Source organism: Streptomyces sp. NPDC088817, assembly GCF_044750345.1.
Lineage (GTDB): Bacteria > Actinomycetota > Actinomycetes > Streptomycetales > Streptomycetaceae > Streptomyces.
On the sequence record NZ_JBIVJN010000010.1, the window covers coordinates 269,909 to 294,285 of the forward strand.

Here is a 24,377-nt window from a genome sequence, read left to right on the forward strand (position 1 = left end):
GGGACGACCGGTGGCCGCCCCGCACGCCGCACTACCCTTCCTTCATGACCATGCTCTCGCCGTACGACTCGATGTCCCCGGTCACCCAGGCCGCGTACCGGGCCAAGGCCGCCGCCGCCGACCTCGCGCCGCTGCCGCGGGTCGCGAAGGACGACGCCCTGCTGGCCATCGCGGACGCCCTGGAGGTCCGTACCGGCGAGATCCTCGAGGCGAACGCCAAGGACGTCGCCAAGGCCCGCGAGGCCGGTACCAGCGACGCCATCGTCGACCGGCTCACGCTCACCCCCGAGCGGGTGCGCGCCATCGCCGCCGACGTGCGGGACGTGGCGGGGCTGCCCGACCCGGTCGGCGAGGTCGTCCGCGGCAACACGCTGCCGAACGGGCTCGACCTGCGCCAGGTCCGCGTCCCGCTCGGCGTGGTCGGGATCATCTACGAGGCCCGCCCGAACGTCACCGTGGACGCCGCCGCCCTCTGCCTGAAGTCGGGCAACGCGGTGCTGCTGCGAGGCTCGGCCTCCGCCTACGAGTCGAACACCGCCCTGGTCCGGGTCGTCCGCGACGCCGTGGGCGGCTCGGGACTGCCCGCCGACGCCGTGCAGCTGGTGCCCGGCGAGAGCCGCGAGAGCGTGCGCGAGCTGATGCGGGCCCGGGGCCTGGTCGACGTGCTGATCCCGCGCGGCGGCGCCTCGCTGATCCGGACCGTGGTGAACGAGTCCACCGTCCCGGTGATCGAGACCGGCACCGGCAACTGCCACGTCTACGTCGACGCGCAGGCCGACGTCGACACGGCCGTCGACATCCTGATCAACTCCAAGGCGCAGCGGCCCAGCGTCTGCAACGCCGCCGAGACCCTGCTGGTCCACCAGGACATCGCCGCCGAATTCCTGCCCCGCGCCCTGGACGCGCTCGCCGAGGCCGGGGTCACCGTCCACGCCGACGAGCGGGTCATGGCCCACGCCAAGGACTCCCGGGCCACGGTCGTCGAGGCCACCGCGGAGGACTGGGAGACCGAGTACCTGTCGTACGACATCGCCGCCGCCGTGGTCGACTCCCTCGACCGGGCCGTCGCGCACATCCGGCTGTGGAGCTCCGGGCACACCGAGGCGATCGTCACCACCTCGCAGCAGGCCGCCCGCCGGTTCACCCAGCTGGTCGACTCCACGACCGTCGCCGTCAACGCCTCCACCCGCTTCACCGACGGCGGCCAGTTCGGCTTCGGCGCCGAGATCGGCATCTCCACGCAGAAACTGCACGCCCGCGGCCCGATGGGCCTGCCCGAGCTGACCAGCACGAAGTACATCCTCACGGGGGACGGACACATCCGGCGCTGACGCGGTCCGTCCCGTGGCGGGGCGTCTCAGCAGACGGATGAATTTCCATACCGTCTGCCCAAATTGACCCCTCAGGTCTACTCTGGATCCGTGCCGGAGGACGTGGGGGGCACGCCGTTCCCTGACGGCTGGGAGCCCGACGACGACCACGACCACGGGGTGTCGGACGAAGAGTTCGCCTCCGTGGTCTTCGACGAGGCCTTCGTACGCGCGGCCGTGATCCACGAGCCGACCGCGGTCGAACGCCTCCTGGCCGCCGCGCAGGCCAGAGCCGAGGCCTCCGAGGCGGAGGCCCGCCGCGCCCACGCCAGGGGCGAGCGCTACGAGGAGGGGTACGGCCTCGGCCCCGACCCGTACGGCGACCCGGACGACCCCGACGCCGACGTCCTCGAAGGCCGTCCCGGCGCCCCGGGGACCTTCGGCAAGCACGTCCGCTGGCACCGCCCCGTGGCCTGGGTGCTCGCCCTCGTCATGGGCATCGGCATGGTCGCCCTCGCCTTCGCGGCGGTCTACCGGGGCGGCGCCTCGGGCAGCCGCGACCAGGCCCCGCCGCCCGCCTCGACCGGCCTGGAACAGGGCAGCGCGGCGGCGCCCTCCGCGTCCGCCGACTACTCCCAGCCGGCCGTCCCCGCGGTCCCGCGCACGCCCTGACTGGCGGCACGGCGGTTCTGGTGAGAACCTGTCAGAACTTGTCGCACATCAGGGCGTTTACCAGGGCTTGCCGAGACCTACCCTGAAGATATGGGAGGGCCTGGAGAGCCACCTGAGGGGACACCCGAGGGAGTCCCTGGAGGTGCGGAGGACGAATACCGGTCCGTCGTCTTCGACGAGTCGTTCGTGCGGGCTGCCCGTCTCCAGGAGTACTCCGCACTCGAACGTATGACCGACCACACGCCCGCCGTGCGCCGCCGCCCGCCGCTGCGCCGGGGGTTGTCCCGGCAGGCGCTGCTGCTGGTCCTGCTGATCGTCGTCGCCTTCGGCACCGCGGTCTACATGGGCGTACGGCACCCCTACCAGAGCGCCCAGGCCCAGCGGCCCGTGGAGCCGCTGCGGATGACCGTCGTCCCGCTCGCCCCGCAGGGCGAGGTGCCCGGCGCGGCCGATCCCGCGTACCTGTACGCGCACAGCCCGGCCGCCCAGTTCTCCGTCGGCGCGGAGGGCGTACCGCTGCCCACCGTCCGGCGCACCGCGCACTTCTCCGACAGCCAGGTCGTCGCCGCGCTGACCATCGCGAAGGAGTACATCGTCGCGTCCTCCCTCTACCCGGAGGTGCTCACCGGTGGACGGACCGACCCCGTGCGGGCGCTGCTCGACGGCGGTCAGCTCGACCAGTTCGACCAGAGCTTCGACCGGCCCGCCGCCGACGGGCGGCACGCGGCCACCGGCTGGCTCGTCCGCTTCGACCCGGCCCGCGTCGAGTTGGCCGGCCGCGAGATCCGGGTCCAGGGCAGCCTCCAGGCCGCCGAGACCGACTCCTCCACCCTGGAGGTGGGCGCGGACCACACCTTCGTCTACGCGCTGAAGCCGGCCGGCTCCGGGCCGCACGCGCCGTCCTCGCTGTTCACGGTCCGGCGTGAGCTCCAGTTCCGCTTCACCCCGGACGACCTGCGGCTGCACCAGGTCCGGATCGTCGTCTCCTACACGCAGGCCGGCCCGCTCTCCTGCGCCGTGGACTCCGCACGGCAGTTCGAGCCGCTGCTGGCCGGCCAGACCGCCAAGGCGGGCGGCCCGCCCGGCACGGACCCGTACGCCACGGACACCGCGCCGGCCGTGTGCGGCTCCCTGGCGCACAGCGCCGAACCGAAGGTGGGGTAGCTCAGTCCTCGTCGCGGGGCGGGGTGCCGGTGGACGGCTGGTCCTTGCCCGCCTCCTTGCCCGCGTCCTTGGGCGGGGCCGATCCGGTGAAGCCGCCGAAGCCGCGCCGCACCCGGTCGCCCAGATCGCCGGCGCCGCCCGCCAGATCGCTGACCAGCTTCATCAGCGGGTCCTTCGAGCTCTTGACGTGGCCGGCGTAGTGGGCCGCCGACTCGCGGAAGGAGTCGCTGACCGAGGTGTCCTTGTCCTCGGTGCGGCGCGGGTAGTGGCCGTCCATGATCCGCTGGTGGTCGCGGGACTCCGCCCACTTCTTCAGCTCGGCCGCCCGCACGGTGGTGAAGGGGTGCGAACGCGGCAGCACGTTGAGGATCTTCAGCACGGAGTCGCGCAGGTCGCCCCCGGACTCGTACTCCTCGGCCTGCTGGAGGAACGCGTCCACGTTCATCTGGTGCAGGTGGTTGCCGCCGGCGATCTTCATCAGACCCCGCATGGAGGCCTTCGGGTCCTGGCCGACGAGCAGACCGGCCCGGTCCGCGGACAGCTCCGACTTGCGGAACCACTCGCGCAGCCCCGTGACGATCGCCATGATCGCGAGGTTGCCCAGCGGGATCCAGGCGACCCGGACGGCCAGACTCGTCAGGAACAGCAGGATCGTGCGGTACACGGCGTGCCCGGACAGGGCGTGCCCCACCTCGTGGCCGACGACCGCCCGCATCTCCTCCTCGTCGAGCAGCTCGACCAGGCCCGTGGTGACCACGATGATCGGCTCGTCCAGGCCGATGCACATCGCGTTGGGCTGCGGGTCCTGGGTCACGTACATCGGCGGGACCTTCTCCAGGTCCAGGATGTAGCAGGCGTCCCGCAGCATGTCGTTCAGGTGGGCGAACTGCTGGTCGGAGACGCGTACGGAGTCGGACAGGAACAGCAGCCTGAGGCTGCGCTCGGGCAGCAGGCCGCTGAGGGCCTTGAACACCGTGTCGAAACCGCTCAGCTTGCGCAGCGCGACAAGGGCGGAGCGGTCGGCCGGGTGCTCGTACGCGCGTGAGGAGATCTCCGGGAAGCGCCTGCGCTGCCGGCTCGGCACCTGCTCCGGCCCGTCCTGTTCGCGGCCGTCGTCGGACATGTGGTCCCCCATGTCTGTCAGTGTCCCAATGTGCCCCCGAGGCAGGGCCCAGCCTAGGCGGAGATACCGTGGACGGGCAGTACGACGAAGGAGTCCACGTCATGGAGCACCACCCCGCAGCCGCCTGGCTCACCGAGGCCGCGAGCGCCGCCGCCCAGCACCAGGGAGCGGGCTACCTGCTCCGGGTCGTCCTGATCGTGATGGTCGTGGGCTGCGTACTCACCGGCTGGTTCCTCCTCCGCGGCTACAAGCGGGACGACGACTGACACGGCGGAAAGGTTCCCGGGTGCTCCCGCGGCCGTGGCGACCCCACCGGTGAGCGCAGGTGGGGCGCGTGTACCGGCGGCGCCAAGAGTGGAGTCGGGGTGAGCGGTGCGTCGGGGGTTGCTTACGATGGGCCGACATCCTTGTCCCGCCCACTCCCGGATAGGTCCTGCCGAAGATGAGCTTCCCCAGCACCGCTGCCCAGTTGGCCACCCTCGCCGAGGCCGAGGGCGGCAACCACGAGAGCCTCAGCCCCTTCCTCACCGGCGGCGGCGCGCTGTTCATCCTGCTGCTCCTGCTGTGGATCACCACGCGTTTCAACCGCGACCGCTGAACCCCGCCCGCCCGTTACCGGGATCTGGATCATGGAGTCCTCAGGCCGGGCCGGTAGGGTCTGCACGCATGGGAGAGCAGGACATGCCTACCGGTCCGGCGAGTGACACGGTGAAACCCCTCGAACACGGGCCCGGCGGCGGGTTTTCGGCGTCGGGCAAGCGGCGCCTCGGCGTCATGGGCGGAACGTTCGACCCGATCCACCACGGGCACCTCGTGGCGGCCAGCGAGGTCGCCGCCCAGTTCCACCTGGACGAGGTGGTGTTCGTACCCACGGGCCAGCCCTGGCAGAAGTCCCACCGCCATGTCTCCCCGGCGGAGGACCGCTATCTGATGACGGTCATCGCGACCGCCGAGAACCCGCAGTTCTCCGTGAGCCGCATCGACATCGACCGCGGCGGTCCCACCTACACCGTGGACACCCTGCGCGACCTGCGCGCGCTCAACCCGGACACGGACCTGTTCTTCATCACCGGCGCCGACGCGCTCGGCCAGATCCTCACCTGGCGGGACTCCGAGGAACTGTTCTCCCTCGCGCACTTCATCGGCGTCACCCGGCCCGGCCACCATCTGACCGACCCCGGCCTGCCGGAAGGCGGTGTCTCGCTCGTCGAGGTCCCCGCCCTCGCCATCTCCTCCACGGACTGCCGGGCAAGAGTCGCCAAGGGCGACCCGGTCTGGTATCTGGTGCCTGACGGAGTCGTGCGCTACATCGCCAAACGCCAGCTGTACCGAGGCGAGTGAGCCGAGAGGGGCACCGGTGAACGACCGATACGACGCTGGTCACGGGGGCGACCAGTACGAACTCGTCGGCTACGACGAGTACGGCCGGCCTGTGTACCGGCCGATCCCCGTCCAGCAGACTCCGCAGCAGACCTACGACGCGTACGGGCAGCAGGGCTACGGCTACGACCCGTACGCGACCGGCGGCCAGCAGCAGCTCGATCCCACGGCCTACCAGGACGGTGCCTACCGGTCCGGTCAGGACGGCGCCCACCAGGGCGGCTACGGCACCGGCTACGACGGCGGTTACGACCAGGGCCGGCAGGCGCCAGGACCCGCCCCCCAGGGCGCCCACGGCTCCTACGACCCGTACGGCTCCGGCACGACCGCGGCGCCCCACGATCCGTACGACGCGGCCGCCACCAGCGGACAGCTGCCCCGGATCGCCGAGCACACCGCCCACATCCCGCAGCAGACAGGGCCGGCGGACGCCGACCGGGCGGAGCGGGGACCGGACCGGGACGGCGCGGACGAACGCGACTACCGGACCGAGCAGTTCGCCTTCGTCGAGGAGCCGAGCGACGACTCCGAGGACGTCATCGACTGGCTGAAGTTCACCGAGAACCGCACCGAGCGCCGCGAGGAGGCCCGCCGCCGCGCCCGCAGCCGCATCATCGCCCTGACCGTCGTGCTGGCCCTGGTCGCGGTGGGGGGCGTCGGCTACCTCTGGTACGCCGGGAAGCTGCCCGGTCTGTCGTCCGGCGGCTCGGAGGCCGGCACCACGACCTCGTCCGGCGCCCAGAAGCGCGACGTGATCGTCGTCCACCTGCACGACACCGCGCGGGGCGGCACGTCCACGGCGCTGCTCGTCGGCAACACCACCACCAAGCACGGCACCACCGTCCTGCTGCCCAACACCCTCGCCCTGACGGGCGACGACGGCAGCGTCACGACCCTCGCCAAGTCGGTCAAGGGCGACGGCTCCTCGGGAACCCGGGACCAGCTCGACACCGTCCTCGGCACCGACATCGAGGGCACCTGGCGCCTGGACACCCCCTACCTCCAGAACCTCGTCGACCTGGTCGGCAACGTCGACGTCGACACCAACGCCGACGTACCCGACCCGGACAGCAAGAAGAAGGGCACCTCGCCCCTGGTCCGCAAGGGCAAGGCGCAGACCCTCAGCGGCCGGATGGCCGTCGCCTACGCCACCTACCACGCCCCGGGCGAGGAGGAGAACGTCCAGCTCGAACGGTTCGGGCAGGTGATGCAGAGCACGCTGCGCAAGCTCTCCTCCGACGCCTCGGGCGCCACGACGACGGTGCAGACGCTCCAGCAGATCCTCGACCCCTCGCTCACCGACGAGGACCTCGGCACCTTCCTCGCCAAGCTGGCCGGGTTCGCCAAGGGCGGCGACTTCAGGACGGAGCTGCTGCCGGTGCAGACGGACGGCACGCTGAGCGCCGAGACCAGCGAGAGCGTGGTCAAGGACGTCCTCGGCGGCACCGCGAAGAGCCCCGAGCAGTCCTCCGCCGTCCGGGTCTCCGTGCGCAACGCCACCGGCGTCAAGGACAACACCGAGAAGGCCCGGGTCGCCCTTCTGGGCGGCGGCTTCACCTTCCTGGAAGGCGGCACCGCGTCCGCCGTCAGCCCGGCGTCCGAGGTCGTGTACGGCGACGCCGCGGACAAGCAGAAGGCCACCGACGTCGCGAAGACCCTGGGTCTGCCCGACACGGCGGTGACGAAGGGCAAGGTCACCTCGAACGCCAATGTCTCCGTCGTCCTCGGCCAGGACTACCGGAGCCCGGCGGCGCAGTGATCCCCGGAAACGCGTGAGGCGTCCTCGGCGGTCCGTGAGACCCTTGGTGTCAAGTGACCGCCGAAGGAAAGCCTTGTAGTGACCGCGACCGACCGCTCTCTCGACCTCATCAACACCGCCGCCCAGGCGGCCGCCGACAAGCTCGCGCACGACGTCATCGCGTATGACGTCAGCGACGTGCTGTCGATCACGGACGCCTTCCTGCTGGCGTCCGCGCCCAACGACCGCCAGGTCAAGTCGATCGTCGACGAGATCGAGGAGCGGCTGCTGAAGGAACTCGGCGCCAAGCCCGTGCGCCGCGAGGGCGACCGCGAGGCCCGCTGGGTCCTGCTCGACTACGTGGACATCGTCGTGCACGTCCAGCACAGCGAGGAGCGGGTCTTCTACGCCCTGGAGCGGCTGTGGAAGGACTGCCCCGAGCTCGAACTCCCCGCCGACGCCAAGGCCACTCGCGGCCGGGCCGAGGAGCACGCCAGGCAGCAGGCCGACGAGGAGACGGCCGAGCCCGGCGGTGAGTGGCGGTGAGTGGCGCCGCCGAGGCGCCCGGCCGTACCCCAGGCCGGGGCCGCCGCATCATCCTGTGGCGGCACGGCCAGACCCCCTGGAACGTGGAACGCCGCTTCCAGGGCAGCACCGACATCGAGCTGACCGGGACCGGGGTCGGCCAGGCCCGCCGTGCCGCCCGTCTGCTGGCCTCCCTGCGGCCCGACGCGATCGTCTCCTCCGACCTCGCGCGGGCCACCCGCACGGCCGCCGAGCTGGCCGCGCTGACCGGCCTGGAGGTCGCCCGTGACGAGGGGCTGCGCGAGACCTACGCGGGCGTGTGGCAGGGCCTGACGCACGAGGAGATCATCGACCGGTACGGCGAGGAGTACACCGCGTGGAAGCGCGGTGAGCCGGTGCGCCGTGGCGGCGGCGAACTGGAGACGGAGGTCGCCGACCGCGCCGCCCCCGTCGTGCTGCGGTACGTGGAGAAGGTGCCCGAGGACGGCACGCTCGTGGTGGTCAGCCACGGCGGCACCATCCGCACCACCCTCGGCCGGCTCCTCGGCCTCGAGCCCCACCACTGGGAGAGCCTGGGCGGCCTGTCCAACTGCTGCTGGTCGGTCCTCGGCGAGGGCGCCCGGGGCTGGCGGCTGATGGAGCACAACGCCGGCACCCTGCCCGAGCCCGTCCTCGGCGACGACGACTGAGCCGCCCGCGGCCCCGCCCGACCCGGATTTCACTTTCCGGCAGGTCGCAGGCTAAAGTTCTTCTTGTTCGCCCCGCAGAGCGGAGCGAAACACCACGCGGAAGGTTCGCGTGGCGGCAAGGGGCTATAGCTCAGTTGGTAGAGCGCCTGCATGGCATGCAGGAGGTCAGGAGTTCAATTCTCCTTAGCTCCACAAACCGGCACTCGGTCGAGTAGCCGAAGATCGTTCGGAAGGATCCCGTCCCACTCAGGGGCGGGATTTTCTGTGTTCCCGCGCACCGGCTTGAGTCACTCGGGCCCCGGGGGGCGTATATCTGTGCGAGCGTGCTCTCGGGTGCGGCCCGCGGCGCAGGTCGTGGCCGTACTGGTACCGAGGCGTCGCTGACCGTATCGGCCCGGCCGTGGCAGAATCAAACGGCCGAAGGGGGCGCGGCCCGACGGGAGGGAGTAGCGATGCCTGCCTGCATCCTCGAGGAGGTCCACCTCCTCGGTGCGGCGTTGATACGAGACACGGTGACCCGCCTCGTCTGCCCCTCCTGCGGCTCCCTCGACGTGGCCCAAGTCCTCGGCGACAACGGGGGGATCTCGTACGTGTGCACGGCCTGCGGCCACAGCTGGAGCTGACCCATGGGTGCACACAGGCGGAAGTGCGACTGGTGCGGCGGCGGCACCCCGATCGTCCGCGACATGGAGCCGATCAACCCCGACTACCAGTACTGGTGCGAGGAGTGCGCGCGGGCGCTGATCATAAAAGGCGACCCGATCGAGACCTACCGCGAGCTGGAGGGCGAGCCGATCTACGGCCGGCTCCTGGAGGAGCACTGCACGCTGAAGCGGTTCTACTCGTTCGTGACGGCGTGACGCCGGCCCGCCGTCCGGCGGGCGTGGGGGTACGGGAAACCGATTTGGTGTTCCACCCCCTGGACCGTGTAATGTTGGCGTCGCCGCCGGGGAAACCGGGCGACACGGTCAAGAACGCGGCTGGTCCGCGTGACCACGAGGGGCTATAGCTCAGTTGGTAGAGCGCCTGCATGGCATGCAGGAGGTCAGGAGTTCAATTCTCCTTAGCTCCACTGGAAATGAGGGCGAGTCATCCATCGGATGACTCGCCCTCGACGTATGTCCGGACGCGTACGCGGTGGCAATACGACGGCGGGCCGCCCCTCAGGGGCGGCCCGCCGTCGTGTGCGTTCAGCGGCCCAGGGCGCGGCGGCCGCGGCCCTGGGAGAGAACCGGCAGGTTGCGGGCCGGGGCCTGCGAGCGGGTGTCCTCCTCCAGGCGCAGGGCCAGCGCGGGGCAGCGGCGCACGGCCCGCAGGGCCTTGGCCTCCGCGTAGCGCGGCACCCCCGCCTGGGCGACGGTCGGGAACCCGTCGGCGCCCAGCTCGAACACCTCGGGCAGGATGTCCGCGCACAGGCCGTGCCCCCGGCACAGCGTCCAGTCGACATAGATCTTCTGACGGCTGGAGCCGGACTCCTCGGCCTCGCCGCCGCCGGGGATGCCGGTGGGGGCCCTGCCACCCTCGAAGAGCGGCAGGACGCCCTCCACGGGACGTCCGCAGCCGTTGCCGAGGACGTGCGCGGCCAGGTCGTCCGTGAACGCCTTGATGGTCGACTCGAGGAACATCGCCGAGCCGTCGGGGTGCGAGCACGCGCCGCGCCGCTTGACGTTCTTGGCGACCTGCTTGAGTGCCTCGAGGGCGGCCGGGCCGCCGCCGTTCAGGATGTCCTCCATGCCGCGCGCGGCGGCCGGCAGACCGAGATAGCAGGGACCGCACTGGCCCGCGCTCTCCTCCGCCAGCCACTTCGCGACCTGGAGCGACTCGCCCAGCGGGCAGGTCTCCTGACTGATCGGCAGGATCGCCCCGGCGCCCATGGCGCCGCCCACCGCGTCCAGGGAGTTGCGCGAGACGATCGCCTCGTTGACGGTCGCCGCGTCGATCCACTTGCCGTGGTAGCCGCCGGTCAGCACGCCCTGCGGCACCGGCGGCGCGCCCGCGAGCTGCAGGACGTAGCGCAGCGGCACGCCGGTGGGCGCCTCGACCACCATGGGGCGGGCGACGGCGCCGGAGATGGTGAGCATCACGGTGCCCGGCTCGTCGTACAGGCCGGTGTTGCCGTAGCGCTCCGGGCCGATGCGGGCGGCGATCGCCAACTGGGCGAAGGTCTCCGCGTTGGACAGCAGGGTGGGCACGCCGCCCACGCCGTTCTGCGAGGCACTGGTCTTGCGGCCCGGCGGGATCGCCGGACCGCCGTCGATGGAACGGATCAGCGAGGCGGCCGCGCCCGTGACCATGCGCACCGGGTTGCGCTGGACGCTCGCGCGCAGCGCCGACCTGCGGCTGTTGCTCAGTCCGCGCTCGGCGAGCGCCGCCTCCATGGAACGCTGGGTGGACTCCCGGGTGACGCCCACCACGAGCGTGCGGGCACCGAGGGCCTCGGCGACCAGCAGGGCCCCGTCCAGGATGAGGTGCGGGGCACGGTTGATCAGGACGGTGTCCTTGCGGCAGGCCGGTTCGTCCTCACTGCCGTTGACGACGACGACCGGCCGTACGCCGCGTTTGATCGCGGCGTCGGCGACCGAGCGCAGCTTCTTGTGGAAGGGGAAGCCCGCGCCGCCGCGGCCCTTCAGGTTGATGGCCTCGGAGAGCTTCGCGAGCTGCTCGCCGCCCAATGGTTCGAGCGGCCCGTGCACCTTCAGGTGCATGGGCAGATCGAGTCTTTCGACAAGGTCGAAGCCCGACGTGAGCTGGGGAAGCCCGACCACGCGGACTTCCGGGACGTCGGGCAGGGCCTCGTTCACCTGTAGCCTCCGGAAGGCGTGTTCCAAGGTTCGCCCGAACCCGGCGCGTCGTAGGAGGCGCCGGGGGGTGTTTCAGTGGCGGGACCGCTGTTGTACGTGTCGTTGGGGTTGTACGTGCCGTAGGGGGCGTTCGTCTCACCGGTGTTGTACACATCACGTCCGCCGTACCCCGGAGTGCCCGCGGCGGCGCCCGGATTGTTGTAGGCCGGGATGTTGTACCCCGTGTCGTTCAGCGGGTCGTAGGCCGACGGGGGCGCCTCGCCGACCGGCGGCGGCGACGGGATCGGCCAGCTGCCGGAGGTGCTGCCGGGGCCGTCCATGCGCGCGGTCTGGTCGGCCGCGAAGGGCTGCCCGGGCGGCGGCGTCGCGACGGTCCGGTAGGCGGCCGCGAAACCGGGCTGGGGCTCGGCGGGCGCGGGGGTGTCGTACAGCGGGGAGGCGGGGCGCGGTCCGCGGGGCGCGGTCCTCGTCGCTTCGGCGCGCGGGGGCGTCGCGCCGCGTGCGTTCTCGTAGCCTGCCAGTCCGGACTCCGAGACCCTGGCCCGGCTCGCGTCCAGGTCGTCCAGTTCCGGACGCTCGCCGCCGCCCAGCACCGCCATCAGCCGGTCGGCGAGCCTGCGCTTGACCGGGCGCGGCGCCGCGCGCACGGCGAGCGCCACGATGACGCCCAGCAGGGACAGGCCGTAGAGGATGAAGAAGATCGGCTTGGCCTCACGGCCCGCGTACAGGCCGTGGATCAGCGCCGCGCACCAGGCCGGGTAGGCCAGCATGTGCATCGCCCGCCAGCGCGCCGCGACCGGGGCGGGGGTGGCGAAGTTGCTGCGCAGCGCGCCGGTGATGCCGACGAAGATCATCAGCAGGCCGGCCAGGGAGCCGAGGCCGACCAGGCCCTCGATCCCGGTGAGACCGAGCGAGAACGGGACGACCGCGGCGATCAGCTGGGTGTGCCCCAGCACGATCTTGGTCGTGATGTGCACCAGGAGGAACGCGATCGAGGCGACCGCGGTGGTCCGGTGCACGGCCTGGCCCACGATCCGCTGGCGCGTGTTGAGGATGATTCGGTCCTGGGCGACCAGGCCCCAGATCACCGAGCAGCTGAGCGAGACGAGGGAGAGCACGCCCGCGCCGAAGTTCAGGAACTCGCGGAACTGGCTGCCTCCGGCCAGCACGACCACGGGTATGAGGAGCAGGACGACAGCAGACGCCACCCCATAGGCCGAGCGGCCGGGTTTGGGGAGCGAGCTGTTACTGCGACGAGGGTTCATGGGGGCGACTCCGAGCGGTTCGGGAAAGCGGTCCCGAGCACGAACTCTAAGTGGCCCCAAACCGAGCAGTACGCCGTTTGAGTTATTGCGTTGTTATCAACGCCACAGCTGAGGCTCATGTTGTCCCCATAGGCTCCGTTACGCCGGGTTATCTTTGAACGATGTTCAGTTTTTCTGAACCTTCACCGGCGGACCCCTGGTCCCTCACGGCTCGCCGGGGCTCGCGTCCCGTCCCGCGGACGCTCGTCGCCCCGCGCTCGACGGCTGCGGTACCCTGACGCCATGCGTGCCGTACGCCTTCTGCTTAGCGAGCCGCGCTGATCAGTCCCGACCGCCGGACCAATCGGACGGTCGGCATCGGCGCGGCGTCCCCTCCTGTGCGAGGGGATTTTTCGTTTCTGAAAGTCGCAGCCGTGGGCAGAGACGATCGATGGAGCTTTGAGGATCATGAGCGAGACGAACCCCGCTGCCCCCGCCGCTATGTCGGCGGATGCAGCGCCGCACCGCTACACGGCCGCCGTGGCGGCCGACATCGAGGCACGCTGGCAGGACTTCTGGGACGCCGAGGGCACCTACGCGGCGCCGAACCCGAAGGGTGACCTGGCGGGCGACCCCGACCTGGCCGCCAAGCCCAAGAAGTTCATCATGGACATGTTCCCGTACCCGTCCGGTGCGGGCCTGCACGTCGGCCACCCGCTCGGGTACATCGCCACCGACGTGTACGCCCGCTTCCAGCGGATGAGCGGCCACAACGTCCTGCACACCCTGGGCTTCGACGCCTTCGGTCTGCCCGCCGAGCAGTACGCCGTGCAGACCGGCACGCACCCGCGTGTGTCCACCGAGGCCAACATCGAGAACATGAAGGCGCAGCTGCGCCGGCTGGGCCTGGGTCACGACAAGCGCCGGTCGTTCGCCACGATCGACCCGGACTACTACAAGTGGACCCAGTGGATCTTCCTGCAGATCTTCAACTCCTGGTACGACGACGAGGCGGGCAAGGCCCGTCCCATCTCGCAGCTGATCGCCCAGTTCGAGTCCGGTGAGCGGACCGTGCCGGGGCACACGCGCGCGTGGCCCGAGCTGAGCGCCGCCGAGCGCGCCGAGGTCCTGGGCGGGTTCCGCCTGGCCTACGCCTCCGACTCGCCCGTCAACTGGTGCCCCGGTCTGGGCACCGTGCTGGCCAACGAGGAGGTCACCGCCGACGGCCGTTCCGAGCGCGGCAACTTCCCGGTCTTCAAGGCCAAGCTGCGCCAGTGGAACATGCGCATCACCGCCTACGCCGACCGGCTGCTGGACGACCTGGAGGAGCTGGACTGGCCCGAGGCCATCAAGCTCCAGCAGCGCAACTGGATCGGCCGCTCCGAGGGCGCCCGCGTCGACTTCCCGATCGACGGCGAGCGGATCACGATCTTCACCACCCGCCAGGACACCCTGTTCGGCGCCACCTACATGGTGCTGGCGCCCGAGCACCCGCTGGTGGAGAAGTTCACCCCGGCCGCCTGGCCGGAGGGCACCCACGAGGTGTGGACCGGCGGCCACGCCACCCCGGCCGAGGCCGTCGCCGCCTACCGCGCCCAGGCCGCCTCGAAGTCGGATGTCGAGCGCCAGGCCGAGGCCAAGGACAAGACCGGCGTCTTCACCGGCGTGTTCGCCGTCAACCCGGTCAACGGCGAGAAGATCCCCGTCTTCATCGCCGACTACGTCCTGATGGGCTACGGCACCGGCGCGATCATGGCCGTCCCCGCCCACGACAGCCGCGACTTCGCCTTCGCGCGCGCCTTCGAACTGCCGATGCGCTGTGTCGTGGACCCGGTCGACGGCCGCGGCACGGACACCACCACCTGGGACGACGCCTTCGCCTCGTACGACGCGAAGATCGTGAACTCCGCCGGCGACGACGTGAAGCTGGACGGCCTGGGCGTCGTCGACGCCAAGGCGCGCATCACCGAATGGCTGGAGCGCAAGGGCATCGGCGAGGGCACCGTCAACTTCCGCCTGCGCGACTGGCTGTTCAGCCGCCAGCGCTACTGGGGCGAGCCCTTCCCGATCGTCTACGACGAGGACGGCGTGGCCCACGCGCTGCCCGAGTCGATGCTGCCGCTGGAGCTGCCCGAGGTCGAGGACTACTCGCCGCGCACCTTCGACCCGGACGACGCCGACACCCAGCCCGAGACGCCGCTGTCACGCAACGAGGACTGGGTCCACGTCACCCTGGACCTGGGCGACGGGCCGAGGAAGTACCGCCGCGAGACCAACACCATGCCCAACTGGGCCGGTTCGTGCTGGTACGAGTTCCGTTACCTGGACCCGCACAACGACCGGCAGCTGGTTGACCCGGAGATCGAGCGCTACTGGATGGGCCCGCGCAAGGGCATGCCGCACGGCGGCGTCGACCTGTACGTCGGCGGCGCCGAGCACGCCGTGCTGCACCTGCTGTACGCGCGCTTCTGGTCCAAGGTCCTGTACGACCTGGGGCACGTCTCCTCCGCGGAGCCGTTCCACAAGCTGTTCAACCAGGGCATGATCCAGGCCTACGTCTACCGGGACGCCCGCGGCATCGCGGTGCCGGCCGCCGAGGTGGAGGAGCGCGACGGCGCCTACTACTACCAGGGCGAGCAGGTCTCCCGGCTGCTGGGCAAGATGGGCAAGTCCCTGAAGAACGCGGTCACTCCGGACGAGATCTGCGCCGAGTACGGGGCCGACACGCTGCGCCTGTACGAGATGGCGATGGGCCCGCTGGACGTCTCCCGGCCGTGGGACACGCGCGCGGTGGTGGGCCAGTTCCGGCTGCTGCAGCGGCTGTGGCGCAACATCGTCGACGAGTCGACCGGCGAGGTCACCGTCGTCGACGTCGATGACGCCGACGACGCAGCCATTGACGCGGAGACACTGCGCGCCCTGCACAAGGCCATCGACGGTGTCCGCCAGGACCTGGAGGGCCTGCGCTTCAACACCGCCATCGCCAAGGTGACGGAGCTGAACAACCACCTGACCAAGACGGGCGGGCCCGTGCCGCGTCCGGTCGCCGAGGCACTGGTGCTGATGGTCGCCCCGCTGGCCCCGCACATCGCCGAGGAGCTGTGGCACAAGCTGGGCCGCGCCGGCTCGGTCGTCCACCAGGACTTCCCCGTCGCCGACCCGGCGTACGTCGTCGACGAGACCGTGACCTGCGTGGTCCAGATCAAGGGCAAGGTCAAGGCGCGTCTGGAGGTCTCGCCGGCCATCTCCGAGGAGGAGCTGGAGAAGGTGGCGCTGGCCGACGAGAAGGTCGTCGCGGCGCTGGACGGAGCGGGCATCCGCAAGGTGATCGTGCGGGCGCCGAAGCTGGTCAACATCGTTCCGGCGTGAGCGTTCGTCCGGGGCGTGTGCGTTCGTGGGGGACGGGCGTGTGAAGGCCGGGGCGTGTCCGTTCGTGCGGAGCGGGCGCGTGAGGGCCGGGGCGTGAGTGCCTCGGGGTAGTCCCCTACGGGCAGGTTCGGGGTTCTCGTGGAACCCGGGACCTGCCCGTTGCGTTTACCGTTGAAGGGCGGCGCGACCTGTGCCGCGCCAGCCGGAGGAGGAGCGCCGTGGAAACAGTCGTCACCGTCCTCGTCCTCCTCTTCGTGGTCTTCGTGGCGCTCGGCGTCTTCGCCGCGGTGAAGGTGGTCGGGGCGGCCAAGCGCAGTGTGGACCGCACCATCACCCAGGCCCGCCGTACGGTCGAGGACCACACCCTGCGGGCCAAGTCGTTCGCCCAGCCCGGCCCGGCGGGTGAGCTGGCCCAGCTGCGGCTCACCCTGCGCACCTCGATGCGCGCCACCCAGGACGCCCTGTACGCGGGCGTGCGCGAGGACGAGTCCCTCAAGGAGTCCATCGCCCTGTTCGAGCGGCTCAGCGCGCACGGGCGCGAACTGGACGCGGACCTCAAGCGCCTGGAGGCCGACCCGGACCGGGTGACGCTCAGCGAGCGGCTTCCGGTCCTGCGCGAACGCACCCGGCGCATCACGGAATCGGCCGAGTCGCTGCGCTGGGCGGCCCGCGACCGCGCCCGCCGCTTCGCCGACGACGACCTGGACACACTGAGCGCCCAGATCGACGTGGAGGCCGGGGCGCTGCGCCACTGGACCACGGCCGAGCCGACGTCCGAGCACACGGGGCGGACGACCGGACCAGCAACCGGGCGGACGACCGGACCAGCGACCGGACGGACGGCCGCGTCCTCGGCCTCCGGCGCGGATTCGCACACCTGGTCCAGCGCCCCGCGGCAGACCCCTGCCGAGGAGCCGGCCCGGCCGGCCATCACCCCGACGGGCCGTCGCCCCGCCTACCCCTGGCAGAAGAAGCCCCGCCCCGAGAGCACGACTTGATCAGGGCCCCGATCCGGCCACACCCGACCCGGTGAGAGGGGCTGGGCTGCCGTCGGGGCACTACGGCAGGTAACCTCCAGCTCATGTCCCGCCATGTCGCGATCGTCACCGATTCAACGGCCTACCTGCCGCCGTGGACGATGGAGCGCCACGGCATCACCGCGGTCCCGCTGACCGTGGTCCTCGGCGACCAGGCGCTCGAAGAGGGCACCGAGATCTCGACGCGTTCCCTCGCGCAGGCGCTGCAGAAGCGGCGGTTCGTCACCACCTCGCGCCCCAGCCCCCAGCAGTTCGCGGAGACCTACCGCGGTGTCGCGGAGTCCGGCGCGAGCGCCATCGTCTCCCTGCATCTGTCCGCGGAGCTCTCCGGCACGTACGACGCCGCGGTGCTGGCCGCGCGTGAGGCGCCGGTACCGGTACGGGTGGTGGACACCGGGATGGTCGCGATGGCGCTCGGCTTCTGCGCCCTGGCCGCGGCCGAGACCGCGGAGGCCGGCGGCACGGTGGACGAGGTGGTCGCCGCCGCCGAGAAGCGCGCCGGGGGCACCTCCGCCTTCTTCTACGTCGACACCCTCGACTATCTGCGCCGCGGCGGCCGCATCGGCGCGGCGCAGGCGCTGCTGGGTTCCGCGCTCGCCGTCAAGCCGCTGCTCCAGTTGCAGGACGGCCGTATCGAACTCCTGGAGAAGGTGCGTACCGCCTCGAAGGCGATCGCCCGCCTCGAGGAGATCGTGGCCGAGCGCGCGGGCGGGGCCGACGTCGATGTCGCCGTCCACCATCTCGCCGCCCCCGAGCGGGCGTCGGCCCTCGCGGACCGGCTGCGCACCCGGTTGTCCGGCCTGGCCGACCTGCACGTCAGCGAGGTCGGCGCGGTGATCGGTGCGCACACCGGTCCTGGGCTGCTGGGGGTCGTGGTCTCGCCCCGCTGACCCGTACGGGTGAGTGAGTTGTCCACAACCGGGCGGTAGTCCCCGGAAATTGAGCAAGATCATCGCGGTTGTGCCGGGTTGCCGGATGCTCCTGGCATGGCACTTCGATCACGCTCACGCACAGCGGCGGCGACCAGCGGCCCGGGCCGCGCCCCCGATTCGGACGTCCGCACCCGCCACCGCCGCCCACCGGCCCGCCGGGGCTCTCACGCCTCGGCGGAGGATCTGCACCGGCGCGCGCGGATGCTGTTCACCGAACGCGCCGTGCGGACCGAGGAACCGGGCAGCGGCTCCCCGGGAGGGGGGCACAGGCACAGGGCCGCCTCTGACGGTTCTGACGGTCCTGGCGGCCCTGGGAGCCCCGACGGCCCTGACGGCCTCGACCTGATGACGCCGACGCGGCCCCTTCGCCCCAGGCCGTCCTGGACCAGCGGGCCTCCGCACCGGACCGCCCGCCCACCGGACGAGCCACACCCACCACCGAGCCGCCGCCGGACGGAGGCGTGCGCGCCGTCGCTTGCGGTAGGCGGCAACGAGTCGGCTCCGGATGGCTTGGCGGATGTGGGCCTTGGCGTGGTGCGGAAGCCAGGCGCGGCGGGCGCGGGTCTGTTTGCCGTGAGTGACGAGGCTTCGACTGCCTTGGGGGACGGGGGATTTGGCGCCGTGCGCGAGGTGGGCCCGGCTGTCGAGGGCCCGCTCGCGGTGGGCGACACGGCCCCGGCTGTCCCGGCCGACGTGGCTACGGGCGTGAGTGAGCCGAGAGCGGCGGCAGTCGCGGGGCCCGCGGCTGCGGTTGGCAGAGGGGCGGTCGGCGGTTGGGCCACCGGCGTGGTCGGTGCGGGCTCGGTTGCGGCCGGCGGACGGGTGGCCGACGTGATCGGCGTCGGCTCGGCCGTGGTGGCCGAGGGGAGTCTGGCGGACGTGAGCCCCGCTGTCGCGGGCCGCGCGATCCCCGCTTCCGTGAGCGAAGTGCCCGGCTCGGTCAGGGCGGTTGGGGTGGGCCCGGTGACGGTGGGCCGGACCAGCGCGGCCGGCGTGGCTGTGCGGGGCACCGTGGAGGCGGGTGCGTGGAGTGCCCCGGAGACGGACGTGCGGGGCGCCCCGGAGGCGGACGGCGACGCCGAGGTGGGGCTCGTGGGTCCTGCCGGGGTGCCGGACTGGCGGGAGCGGGCCGGGACAGCGGTGCGCGAGCGGATGCCGTTGTGGTTGCAGACGCGGTGCGGGCTGGAGCGCAGGAACGTGGTCGCGCTCACCGTACTGTTCGCCGTCGCCGCGCTCTTCGCCGTGCAGCACTTCTGGAGCGGCCGTACGCAGACGGTCCAGGCACCCGAGGTGATGCGTGCCGTGGCTCCCCACGAGGAGCAGGGACGGCACAGGGCCGCCCCGGCCGGGGCACCGGTCACCGCTCGGGGCCCCGCGACGTCCCCCGGCACGGAGATCGTGGTGGACGTCAGCGGCAAGGTCCGGCGCCCCGGCATCCAGCACCTGCCGACCGGTTCGAGGGTCGCCGACGCGCTCCAGGCGGCCGGTGGGGTGCGCCCGGGTACCAACACCGACGCCCTCAACCGGGCCCGCTTCCTTGTGGACGGCGAACACGTCGTCGTCGGCGGCCCGGCCCCCGCCGCCGCACCGGATGCCCCCGGGCAGGGCCTCGCCGGAGCGTCCGGTACGGATATGGCGGGCACGTCCACCGCGCCGGTCGCCCTCAACACGGCCAGCGCGGAACAGTTGCAGACCCTGCCCGGCGTCGGCCCGGTGCTGGCCAGGCGCATCATCGACTACCGCACGCAGCACGGGGGCTTCCGCTCGGTGGACCAACTGCGCGAGGTCAGCGGCATCGGCACCCGCCGCTTCGCCGATCTGCGGGCCCTGGTCAGCCCATGAGCCCCCACACCGCCCCCGACACCGATGCCGGGCGAGGGCCCGCGCTTCTCGGCCGCACCACCCCCGCCGAGACCGCGCCCGACCCGCCCCACACCCGCCCGGCGGTGCACGCCGCCTCCGGCAAGCGGCTGGGAGCCGCCCACCCCCGGCAGGAAGGACCGGTGGACCTCCGGCTCGTCCCGCCCGCGCTCGCGGCATGGGCGACGGCGGCAGTGGCGCTGGACGCCTCCACGGGCCGGGTGACCGGCTTCGTGATCGCCTGCCTCGCCGCCGCCGTACTCCTGCTCTGCCGACGCAGCGGAAGACGGAGAACACCCGCGCCGGGACAGTCGCCCGCTCCTGCCGCCGGACGGCACCGGTCGCCTGCTTCCTGGAGGTGTACGTCCGCCGCCGCCGTACTGCTCGCCGCCGCCGCGGCAGCCGTGTCCGCGGGGCTCCACGGGGCTGACGTGCGGCGGGGTCCGGTGCCCGCTCTGGCACGGCAGTTCGCCACGGTGACCGCCGAGGTGGAGCTGACCTCCGACCCCCGGCTCACCCGTCCCCGCGTCCGGGGCGACCGCCAGGCACCCGCCTCCGTACGGATGGACGCCGAGGTGCTGCGCGTCGACCGGCCGGGCTCGGCGGCCGCCGCGGTGACCCGGACTCCGGTACTGATCCTGGTCAACACCGGTTCACAGGCGGCGGCCCGCGTCGGGAGCCCGGCAGGAAGCCCCGGCCACCCGCCGGGCGGGCGCGACGGACGCCCGGCGGAAGAGGTGCGGCGCTCACCCTGGCTCGGGCTGCTGCCGTCCACGCGGCTGAGGGTGACCGCGCGGCTGGAGCCCCCGGTCATGGGCGGCGACCGGATCGCCGGGGTCCTCCGGGTCCGGGACCGGGCGGCGCCCGAGGTGGTGGCCGAGCCGTCCGCGCCGCAGCGGCTGGCGGGCCGGCTGCGCGCCGGGCTGCGGGCGGCGACCGATGGCCTGCCGGCGGACGCGCGGGCCCTGCTGCCGGGACTGGTCGTCGGGGACACCTCGCGGATCACCCTCGAACTCGACGAGGCGTTCAAGGCGACGGACCTCACCCACCTTCTGGCCGTCTCCGGGAGCAACCTCACGATCCTCCTCGTCCTGCTCCTGGGGCCACCGGGCCTGGCGCAGCGGGTGGAGCGCCGCGGCCTGGCGCCGCGGCTCGGCCTCACCCTGCGCGGCACCGCGCTGCTCGGAGCGGCCCTCACCCTGGGGTTCGTCGTCGTGTGCCGGCCCGACCCGAGCGTGCTGCGGGCCGCGGCCTGCGGAGCGGTGGCACTCCTCGCCCTCGCGACCGGGCGCCGCAGGACGCTGCTCCCCGCCCTGGCGACGGCCGTCCTGCTGCTGGTGCTCTACGACCCGTGGCTGTCGCGCAGTTACGGCTTCCTGCTGTCGGTGCTGGCCACCGGGGCCCTGCTCACCCTCGCGCCCCGCTGGAGCGCGGCGCTGCGCCGGCGCCGGGTGCCCGCCCGGGCGGCCGAGGCGCTGGCCGCGGCGGCCGCGGCGCAGGCGGTGTGCGCGCCCGTCGTCGCCGTGTTGTCGGCCCGGGTGAGCCTGGTGGCGGTGCCGTGCAACCTGCTCGCGGAGGCCGCCGTCGCGCCCGCCACCGTGCTGGGTTTCGCGGCACTGGCGACGGCGACGCTCGCGATGCCGGTGGCGAAGGCGCTGTCCTGGTGCGCGGGTTGGCCGGCCGGGTGGATCGCGGACGTGGCCAGGACCGGGGCGGCCCAGCCCGGCGGGGGAGTGGACTGGCCGGACAACTGGACCGGTGCGCTGCTGCTGGCCCTCGTCACGGTGGCGGCCGTGCTCGTGGGCCGGCGGCTGCTGAGACACCCCTGGGTCTGCGCGGTCTGCGGGGTGCTGCTCCTTCTGGTGGTCGTGCAGCCGCCGCCGCTGACCCGGGTGATCACCGGCTGGCCGCCACCGGGCTGGCGGTTCGCGATGTGCGACGTGGGGCAGGGCGACGCGACGGTGCTCGCGGCGGGCCACGGCGCCGGTGTGGTCGTGGACGCCGGACCCGACCCGACGCTGGTGGACCACTGCCTGCGCAAGCTTGGCGTCACCAGGATCCCGCTGGTCGTGCTGACCCACTTCCACGCCGACCACGTGGCCGGCCTGCCGGGCGTACTGCGCGGACGGGCGGTGGGCGCGATCGAGACGACCGGGTACGAGGAACCCGCGCAGCAGGCCGAGTTCGTACGGAGGGAGGCAGCCCGCCGCGGCATCCCGCTCACCCACGCCGGGGCCGGCGAGGAGCGCGGCACCGGCGACCTGACCTGGCAGGTCCTGTGGCCGCCGCCGTCCCCCGCTCCGGACCCGGACGGACCCAACGACGCCAGCGTCACCCTGCTCGTCCGCTCCGGCGGACTGCGGCTGCTGCTCCTGGGCGACCTCGAACCCCCGGCCCAGCAGGCGCTGTTGGACTCCCCGATGGGCGCGCGACTGACGGGCGTGGACGTGCTCAAGGTCGCCCATCACGGCTCGGCGTTCCAGAGTCCGGACCTGATACGCGTGGCGGCCCCGCGCCTCGCCCTCATCTCTTGCGGCGCGGACAACCCCTACGGGCATCCGGCTCCTCCCACCGTCGCGGCACTGCGGGCGCTGGGCGCGGTGGTGCTGCGCACCGACCGGGACGGGGCGCTCGCGGTGACCGGGGCGGGTGCGGGAATGCGGGTGGCGCGGGACTGAACGCCGGGGACTGTGTGGCGACTGTGGGGAAAGTGAGATGAAATTGTTCACTTTCTGTCAATGAGAGGTTAGTTGCGGCTCCTTGTGTGCAGTCCCGTGGCATGTGCCGGATTCTCGTGATGTGGCCTCGTGTTGCCTGGAATGCCCTGTTGGTGATCGAATACTTCTTCGGCAAGGGAAATGTCGAGGCATGCATGGGGTGGCGTAGATGTTCGGCCGCTGGCTGGGAAACCGGGCGAACCGGGTACAACAGGCGAGTCCGCTCGCGGCGGTGCAGACCCCGCCCGACGCCGGGGTACTGAGCTGCCGGGTGCTCGACCCGGTCAACGAACCGCTGGGGCAAGCGGAGTTCACCGTGACCGACACGATGGGTCGCACGGTGGTCGGCGGCGGCACGGATCCCTACGGACTGTTCCTGGCGACGGTGCCGGCGGGGGAGTACCGGCTCGCCATCTCCGCGGAGGGGTACGCGCCGCACCGCGCGACCGTGTTCGTCCATGAGAACTCGCTGGCCCCGTTGGGCGATGTGACCCTCCAGGCCGCCCAGCCGCCGGACCTGCCGGCGCCGGGCGACTGGGAGATAGAGGCGGCGCACTCCTCGATCGGCTTCACCGCCCGGCACATCGGGCTGGCCCGGATCCACGGGCGGTTCAATTCCTTCGCCGGGGCGGTGCGGATCGCCAACCCGGTGGAGCGGTCCGCGATGCACGTGGTGATCGACGCCTCGTCCATCGACACGAACGTGCGGATGCGCGACGACCATCTGCGCTCGGCGGACTTCCTGGACGCGGCGAACTTCCCGACGCTCGAGTTCTACAGCGAACGGTGCGTGCACAGGGGCGGCAGCCGATGGGCCGTCACCGGGGCGCTGTCGCTGCACGGCGTGACGCGTACGGTCACCCTCGACATGGAGTACCTCGGGCTCGGCAACGGCATCGAGGGCGAGGTGCGGGCGGCCTGCCGGGCCACCACCGAGCTGCACCGGGACGACTACACGGTGAGCTGGCAGACGATGCTGGCGCGGGGGATCGCCGTGGTCGGACCGACCATCCAGGTCACCCTCGACGTGCAGCTCGTCCCCAAGGCCTGACAGCCGGCCGGGCACGGCGGCCGTCGGACGCCGCCGGACGCCGTCACGCCGGACTGCCGGACTGCCGGACTGCCGGACAATGTTCCCGTGAGCGATGTGAGACACGTACTGGTGCTGCCCGACCGCGATGCCGCGGAGGAGGCGGCGCGGGAGCTCGCGGAGCGGTTCGCGGTCGACGAGGAACCGCGGATCGTCCGCGACGCGCTGGCCGGTGAGGACGACGCCGAGGACGCGCAGTGGCTCGTCGTCCTCCGCGACGAGGGGGAACGGCTCGATCCGGCGGAGCTGGACGCGTTCGCCGGGGAGTGGGAGGGCTGGCGGGAGGAGCCCTAGTAGTGCTTGGTCAGGTCGGCTGTGGTGGTGCGTGTCTTTCGGGTTCGGTGTGGCGTTGAGGGGGTGTGACTCCGGACGAGATTGCTGCCGTGCGTAGTGAGTTGGAGGCATTCGCGGCGGAGGTGTTCGAGCCGTTCGCGAGAAACGACCAGCGCCGGTGGGGCCAGGTCTACCTGCGGGGACTGCTGACCGACGGCAAGCGCAAGTCGGTCGAGCCGATGGCCGCCCGCCTCGGTGCGGACGGCAACCGGCAGGCCCTGGCCCACTTCATCACCACCAGCCCGTGGGATCCGGCCCACCTCCGGGCCCGTCTGGCCTGGAGGATGGAAACGGCGATCCGGCCGACCGCACTGGTCTTCGACGACACCGGCTTTTTGAAGGACGGGACCGCCTCGGCGTGCGTGTCGCGGCAGTACACCGGCACCGCGGGCA

General features: G+C 72.1%; 22 protein-coding genes and 2 tRNA genes. 21 read left to right on the forward strand and 3 right to left on the reverse strand.

Features of this window, described 5'->3' with window-relative positions; genetic code table 11:
* Positions 1 to 44: 44 nt before the first annotated feature.
* From ACIP4X_RS20785 to ACIP4X_RS20795, 3 genes are all read left to right on the forward strand, one after another.
* Positions 45 to 1,331, forward strand: coding sequence for a glutamate-5-semialdehyde dehydrogenase (locus tag ACIP4X_RS20785; protein WP_358728643.1), 1,287 nt, complete (start codon positions 45 to 47; stop codon positions 1,329 to 1,331).
* Between the two features lie 63 nt (positions 1,332 to 1,394).
* Positions 1,395 to 1,982, forward strand: a complete 588-nt coding sequence (locus ACIP4X_RS20790) for a hypothetical protein (RefSeq protein WP_391453060.1) — start codon at positions 1,395 to 1,397, stop codon at positions 1,980 to 1,982.
* Positions 1,983 to 2,072: 90 nt separating this feature from the next.
* Positions 2,073 to 3,146: a hypothetical protein gene (locus ACIP4X_RS20795; RefSeq protein WP_358728647.1), complete on the forward strand. Its 1,074-nt coding sequence runs from the start codon at positions 2,073 to 2,075 to the stop codon at positions 3,144 to 3,146.
* A gap of 1 nt (position 3,147) precedes the next feature.
* On the opposite strand, the gene ACIP4X_RS20800 is transcribed toward ACIP4X_RS20795, so the two are convergent.
* A complete protein-coding gene (locus ACIP4X_RS20800) occupies positions 3,148 to 4,281 on the reverse strand; it encodes a M48 family metalloprotease (RefSeq protein WP_391453062.1) in 1,134 nt (377 codons plus the stop codon).
* 89 nt (positions 4,282 to 4,370) lie between these two features.
* Here ACIP4X_RS20800 and ACIP4X_RS20805 point away from each other — a divergent pair, with 89 nt between their 5' ends.
* From ACIP4X_RS20805 to ACIP4X_RS20850, 10 genes are all read left to right on the forward strand, one after another.
* Positions 4,371 to 4,535, forward strand: a complete 165-nt coding sequence (locus ACIP4X_RS20805) for a hypothetical protein (protein ID WP_358728648.1) — start codon at positions 4,371 to 4,373, stop codon at positions 4,533 to 4,535.
* A 176-nt stretch (positions 4,536 to 4,711) separates the two neighbouring features.
* Positions 4,712 to 4,867 (forward strand): hypothetical protein, encoded by a 156-nt coding sequence (locus ACIP4X_RS20810; RefSeq protein ID WP_199836487.1) that lies wholly within the window; start codon positions 4,712 to 4,714, stop codon positions 4,865 to 4,867.
* Positions 4,868 to 4,935: 68 nt separating this feature from the next.
* On the forward strand, positions 4,936 to 5,610 hold the full coding sequence (gene nadD / locus ACIP4X_RS20815) for a nicotinate-nucleotide adenylyltransferase (RefSeq protein ID WP_391453065.1): 675 nt from the start codon (positions 4,936 to 4,938) through the stop codon (positions 5,608 to 5,610).
* Between the two features lie 16 nt (positions 5,611 to 5,626).
* Positions 5,627 to 7,408 carry a LytR C-terminal domain-containing protein gene (locus ACIP4X_RS20820; RefSeq protein ID WP_391453067.1) on the forward strand — a complete coding sequence of 594 codons (1,782 nt, stop codon included), beginning with the start codon at positions 5,627 to 5,629 and terminating at the stop codon, positions 7,406 to 7,408.
* Between the two features lie 78 nt (positions 7,409 to 7,486).
* Positions 7,487 to 7,933: a ribosome silencing factor gene (gene rsfS / locus ACIP4X_RS20825; protein ID WP_358728654.1), complete on the forward strand. Its 447-nt coding sequence runs from the start codon at positions 7,487 to 7,489 to the stop codon at positions 7,931 to 7,933.
* Complete coding sequence (locus ACIP4X_RS20830; RefSeq protein ID WP_358728656.1) at positions 7,924 to 8,601, forward strand: histidine phosphatase family protein; 678 nt, start codon at positions 7,924 to 7,926, stop codon at positions 8,599 to 8,601. The genes rsfS and ACIP4X_RS20830 overlap by 10 nt, the downstream gene beginning before the upstream one ends.
* A gap of 119 nt (positions 8,602 to 8,720) precedes the next feature.
* Positions 8,721 to 8,793: transfer RNA gene (locus ACIP4X_RS20835), tRNA-Ala, on the forward strand.
* Positions 8,794 to 9,053: 260 nt separating this feature from the next.
* Positions 9,054 to 9,224, forward strand: a complete 171-nt coding sequence (locus ACIP4X_RS20840; protein WP_358728658.1) for a hypothetical protein — start codon at positions 9,054 to 9,056, stop codon at positions 9,222 to 9,224.
* A gap of 3 nt (positions 9,225 to 9,227) precedes the next feature.
* A complete protein-coding gene (locus ACIP4X_RS20845; RefSeq protein WP_100566877.1) occupies positions 9,228 to 9,461 on the forward strand; it encodes a hypothetical protein in 234 nt (77 codons plus the stop codon).
* A gap of 139 nt (positions 9,462 to 9,600) precedes the next feature.
* Positions 9,601 to 9,673 (forward strand) — tRNA-Ala (locus ACIP4X_RS20850).
* A 118-nt stretch (positions 9,674 to 9,791) separates the two neighbouring features.
* On the opposite strand, the gene ACIP4X_RS20855 is transcribed toward ACIP4X_RS20850, so the two are convergent.
* Both ACIP4X_RS20855 and ACIP4X_RS20860 read right to left on the reverse strand, forming a co-directional pair.
* Complete coding sequence (locus ACIP4X_RS20855; RefSeq protein WP_358729365.1) at positions 9,792 to 11,402, reverse strand: NADH-ubiquinone oxidoreductase-F iron-sulfur binding region domain-containing protein; 1,611 nt, start codon at positions 11,400 to 11,402, stop codon at positions 9,792 to 9,794.
* A complete protein-coding gene (locus tag ACIP4X_RS20860) occupies positions 11,399 to 12,667 on the reverse strand; it encodes a cytochrome b/b6 domain-containing protein (protein ID WP_391453072.1) in 1,269 nt (422 codons plus the stop codon). Before ACIP4X_RS20860 ends, ACIP4X_RS20855 begins: the two co-directional genes overlap by 4 nt.
* Positions 12,668 to 13,114: 447 nt before the next feature.
* Between ACIP4X_RS20860 and leuS the strand changes: the two genes are divergently transcribed.
* From leuS to ACIP4X_RS20900, 8 genes are all read left to right on the forward strand, one after another.
* Positions 13,115 to 16,015, forward strand: a complete 2,901-nt coding sequence (gene leuS / locus ACIP4X_RS20865) for a leucine--tRNA ligase (protein ID WP_401349880.1) — start codon at positions 13,115 to 13,117, stop codon at positions 16,013 to 16,015.
* 218 nt (positions 16,016 to 16,233) lie between these two features.
* Complete coding sequence (locus tag ACIP4X_RS20870) at positions 16,234 to 17,013, forward strand: hypothetical protein (RefSeq protein WP_358729368.1); 780 nt, start codon at positions 16,234 to 16,236, stop codon at positions 17,011 to 17,013.
* Between the two features lie 83 nt (positions 17,014 to 17,096).
* Entirely contained in the window at positions 17,097 to 17,942 is an 846-nt protein-coding gene (locus tag ACIP4X_RS20875) for a DegV family protein (protein ID WP_358729369.1), read from the forward strand.
* Positions 17,943 to 18,806: 864 nt separating this feature from the next.
* Positions 18,807 to 19,826 carry a helix-hairpin-helix domain-containing protein gene (locus tag ACIP4X_RS20880; protein ID WP_391453077.1) on the forward strand — a complete coding sequence of 340 codons (1,020 nt, stop codon included), beginning with the start codon at positions 18,807 to 18,809 and terminating at the stop codon, positions 19,824 to 19,826.
* On the forward strand, positions 19,823 to 22,522 hold the full coding sequence (locus ACIP4X_RS20885) for a ComEC/Rec2 family competence protein (RefSeq protein ID WP_401349885.1): 2,700 nt from the start codon (positions 19,823 to 19,825) through the stop codon (positions 22,520 to 22,522). Before ACIP4X_RS20880 ends, ACIP4X_RS20885 begins: the two co-directional genes overlap by 4 nt.
* A gap of 208 nt (positions 22,523 to 22,730) precedes the next feature.
* Entirely contained in the window at positions 22,731 to 23,612 is an 882-nt protein-coding gene (locus tag ACIP4X_RS20890; RefSeq protein ID WP_391453081.1) for a YceI family protein, read from the forward strand.
* 87 nt (positions 23,613 to 23,699) lie between these two features.
* Positions 23,700 to 23,945, forward strand: a complete 246-nt coding sequence (locus tag ACIP4X_RS20895) for a hypothetical protein (RefSeq protein WP_391453083.1) — start codon at positions 23,700 to 23,702, stop codon at positions 23,943 to 23,945.
* An 80-nt stretch (positions 23,946 to 24,025) separates the two neighbouring features.
* Positions 24,026 to 24,377 (forward strand): transposase (locus tag ACIP4X_RS20900; RefSeq protein ID WP_401349899.1); only part of this gene is annotated, 352 nt, incomplete at its 3' end.

Excerpts from the sequence above, each read along its gene's own strand:
- ACIP4X_RS20785 (WP_358728643.1), top strand. The coding sequence starts at position 45 with ATGACCATGCTCTCGCCGTACGACTCGATGTCCCCGGTCACCCAGGCC.
- ACIP4X_RS20795 (WP_358728647.1), top strand. The coding sequence starts at position 2,073 with ATGGGAGGGCCTGGAGAGCCACCTGAGGGGACACCCGAGGGAGTCCCT.
- ACIP4X_RS20800 (WP_391453062.1), bottom strand. The coding sequence starts at position 4,281 with ATGGGGGACCACATGTCCGACGACGGCCGCGAACAGGACGGGCCGGAG.
- ACIP4X_RS20805 (WP_358728648.1), top strand. The coding sequence starts at position 4,371 with ATGGAGCACCACCCCGCAGCCGCCTGGCTCACCGAGGCCGCGAGCGCC.
- ACIP4X_RS20810 (WP_199836487.1), top strand. The coding sequence starts at position 4,712 with ATGAGCTTCCCCAGCACCGCTGCCCAGTTGGCCACCCTCGCCGAGGCC.
- nadD (WP_391453065.1), top strand. The coding sequence starts at position 4,936 with ATGGGAGAGCAGGACATGCCTACCGGTCCGGCGAGTGACACGGTGAAA.
- ACIP4X_RS20840 (WP_358728658.1), top strand. The coding sequence starts at position 9,054 with ATGCCTGCCTGCATCCTCGAGGAGGTCCACCTCCTCGGTGCGGCGTTG.
- ACIP4X_RS20845 (WP_100566877.1), top strand. The coding sequence starts at position 9,228 with ATGGGTGCACACAGGCGGAAGTGCGACTGGTGCGGCGGCGGCACCCCG.
- ACIP4X_RS20860 (WP_391453072.1), bottom strand. The coding sequence starts at position 12,667 with ATGAACCCTCGTCGCAGTAACAGCTCGCTCCCCAAACCCGGCCGCTCG.
- leuS (WP_401349880.1), top strand. The coding sequence starts at position 13,115 with ATGAGCGAGACGAACCCCGCTGCCCCCGCCGCTATGTCGGCGGATGCA.
- ACIP4X_RS20875 (WP_358729369.1), top strand. The coding sequence starts at position 17,097 with ATGTCCCGCCATGTCGCGATCGTCACCGATTCAACGGCCTACCTGCCG.
- ACIP4X_RS20885 (WP_401349885.1), top strand. The coding sequence starts at position 19,823 with ATGAGCCCCCACACCGCCCCCGACACCGATGCCGGGCGAGGGCCCGCG.
- ACIP4X_RS20890 (WP_391453081.1), top strand. The coding sequence starts at position 22,731 with ATGTTCGGCCGCTGGCTGGGAAACCGGGCGAACCGGGTACAACAGGCG.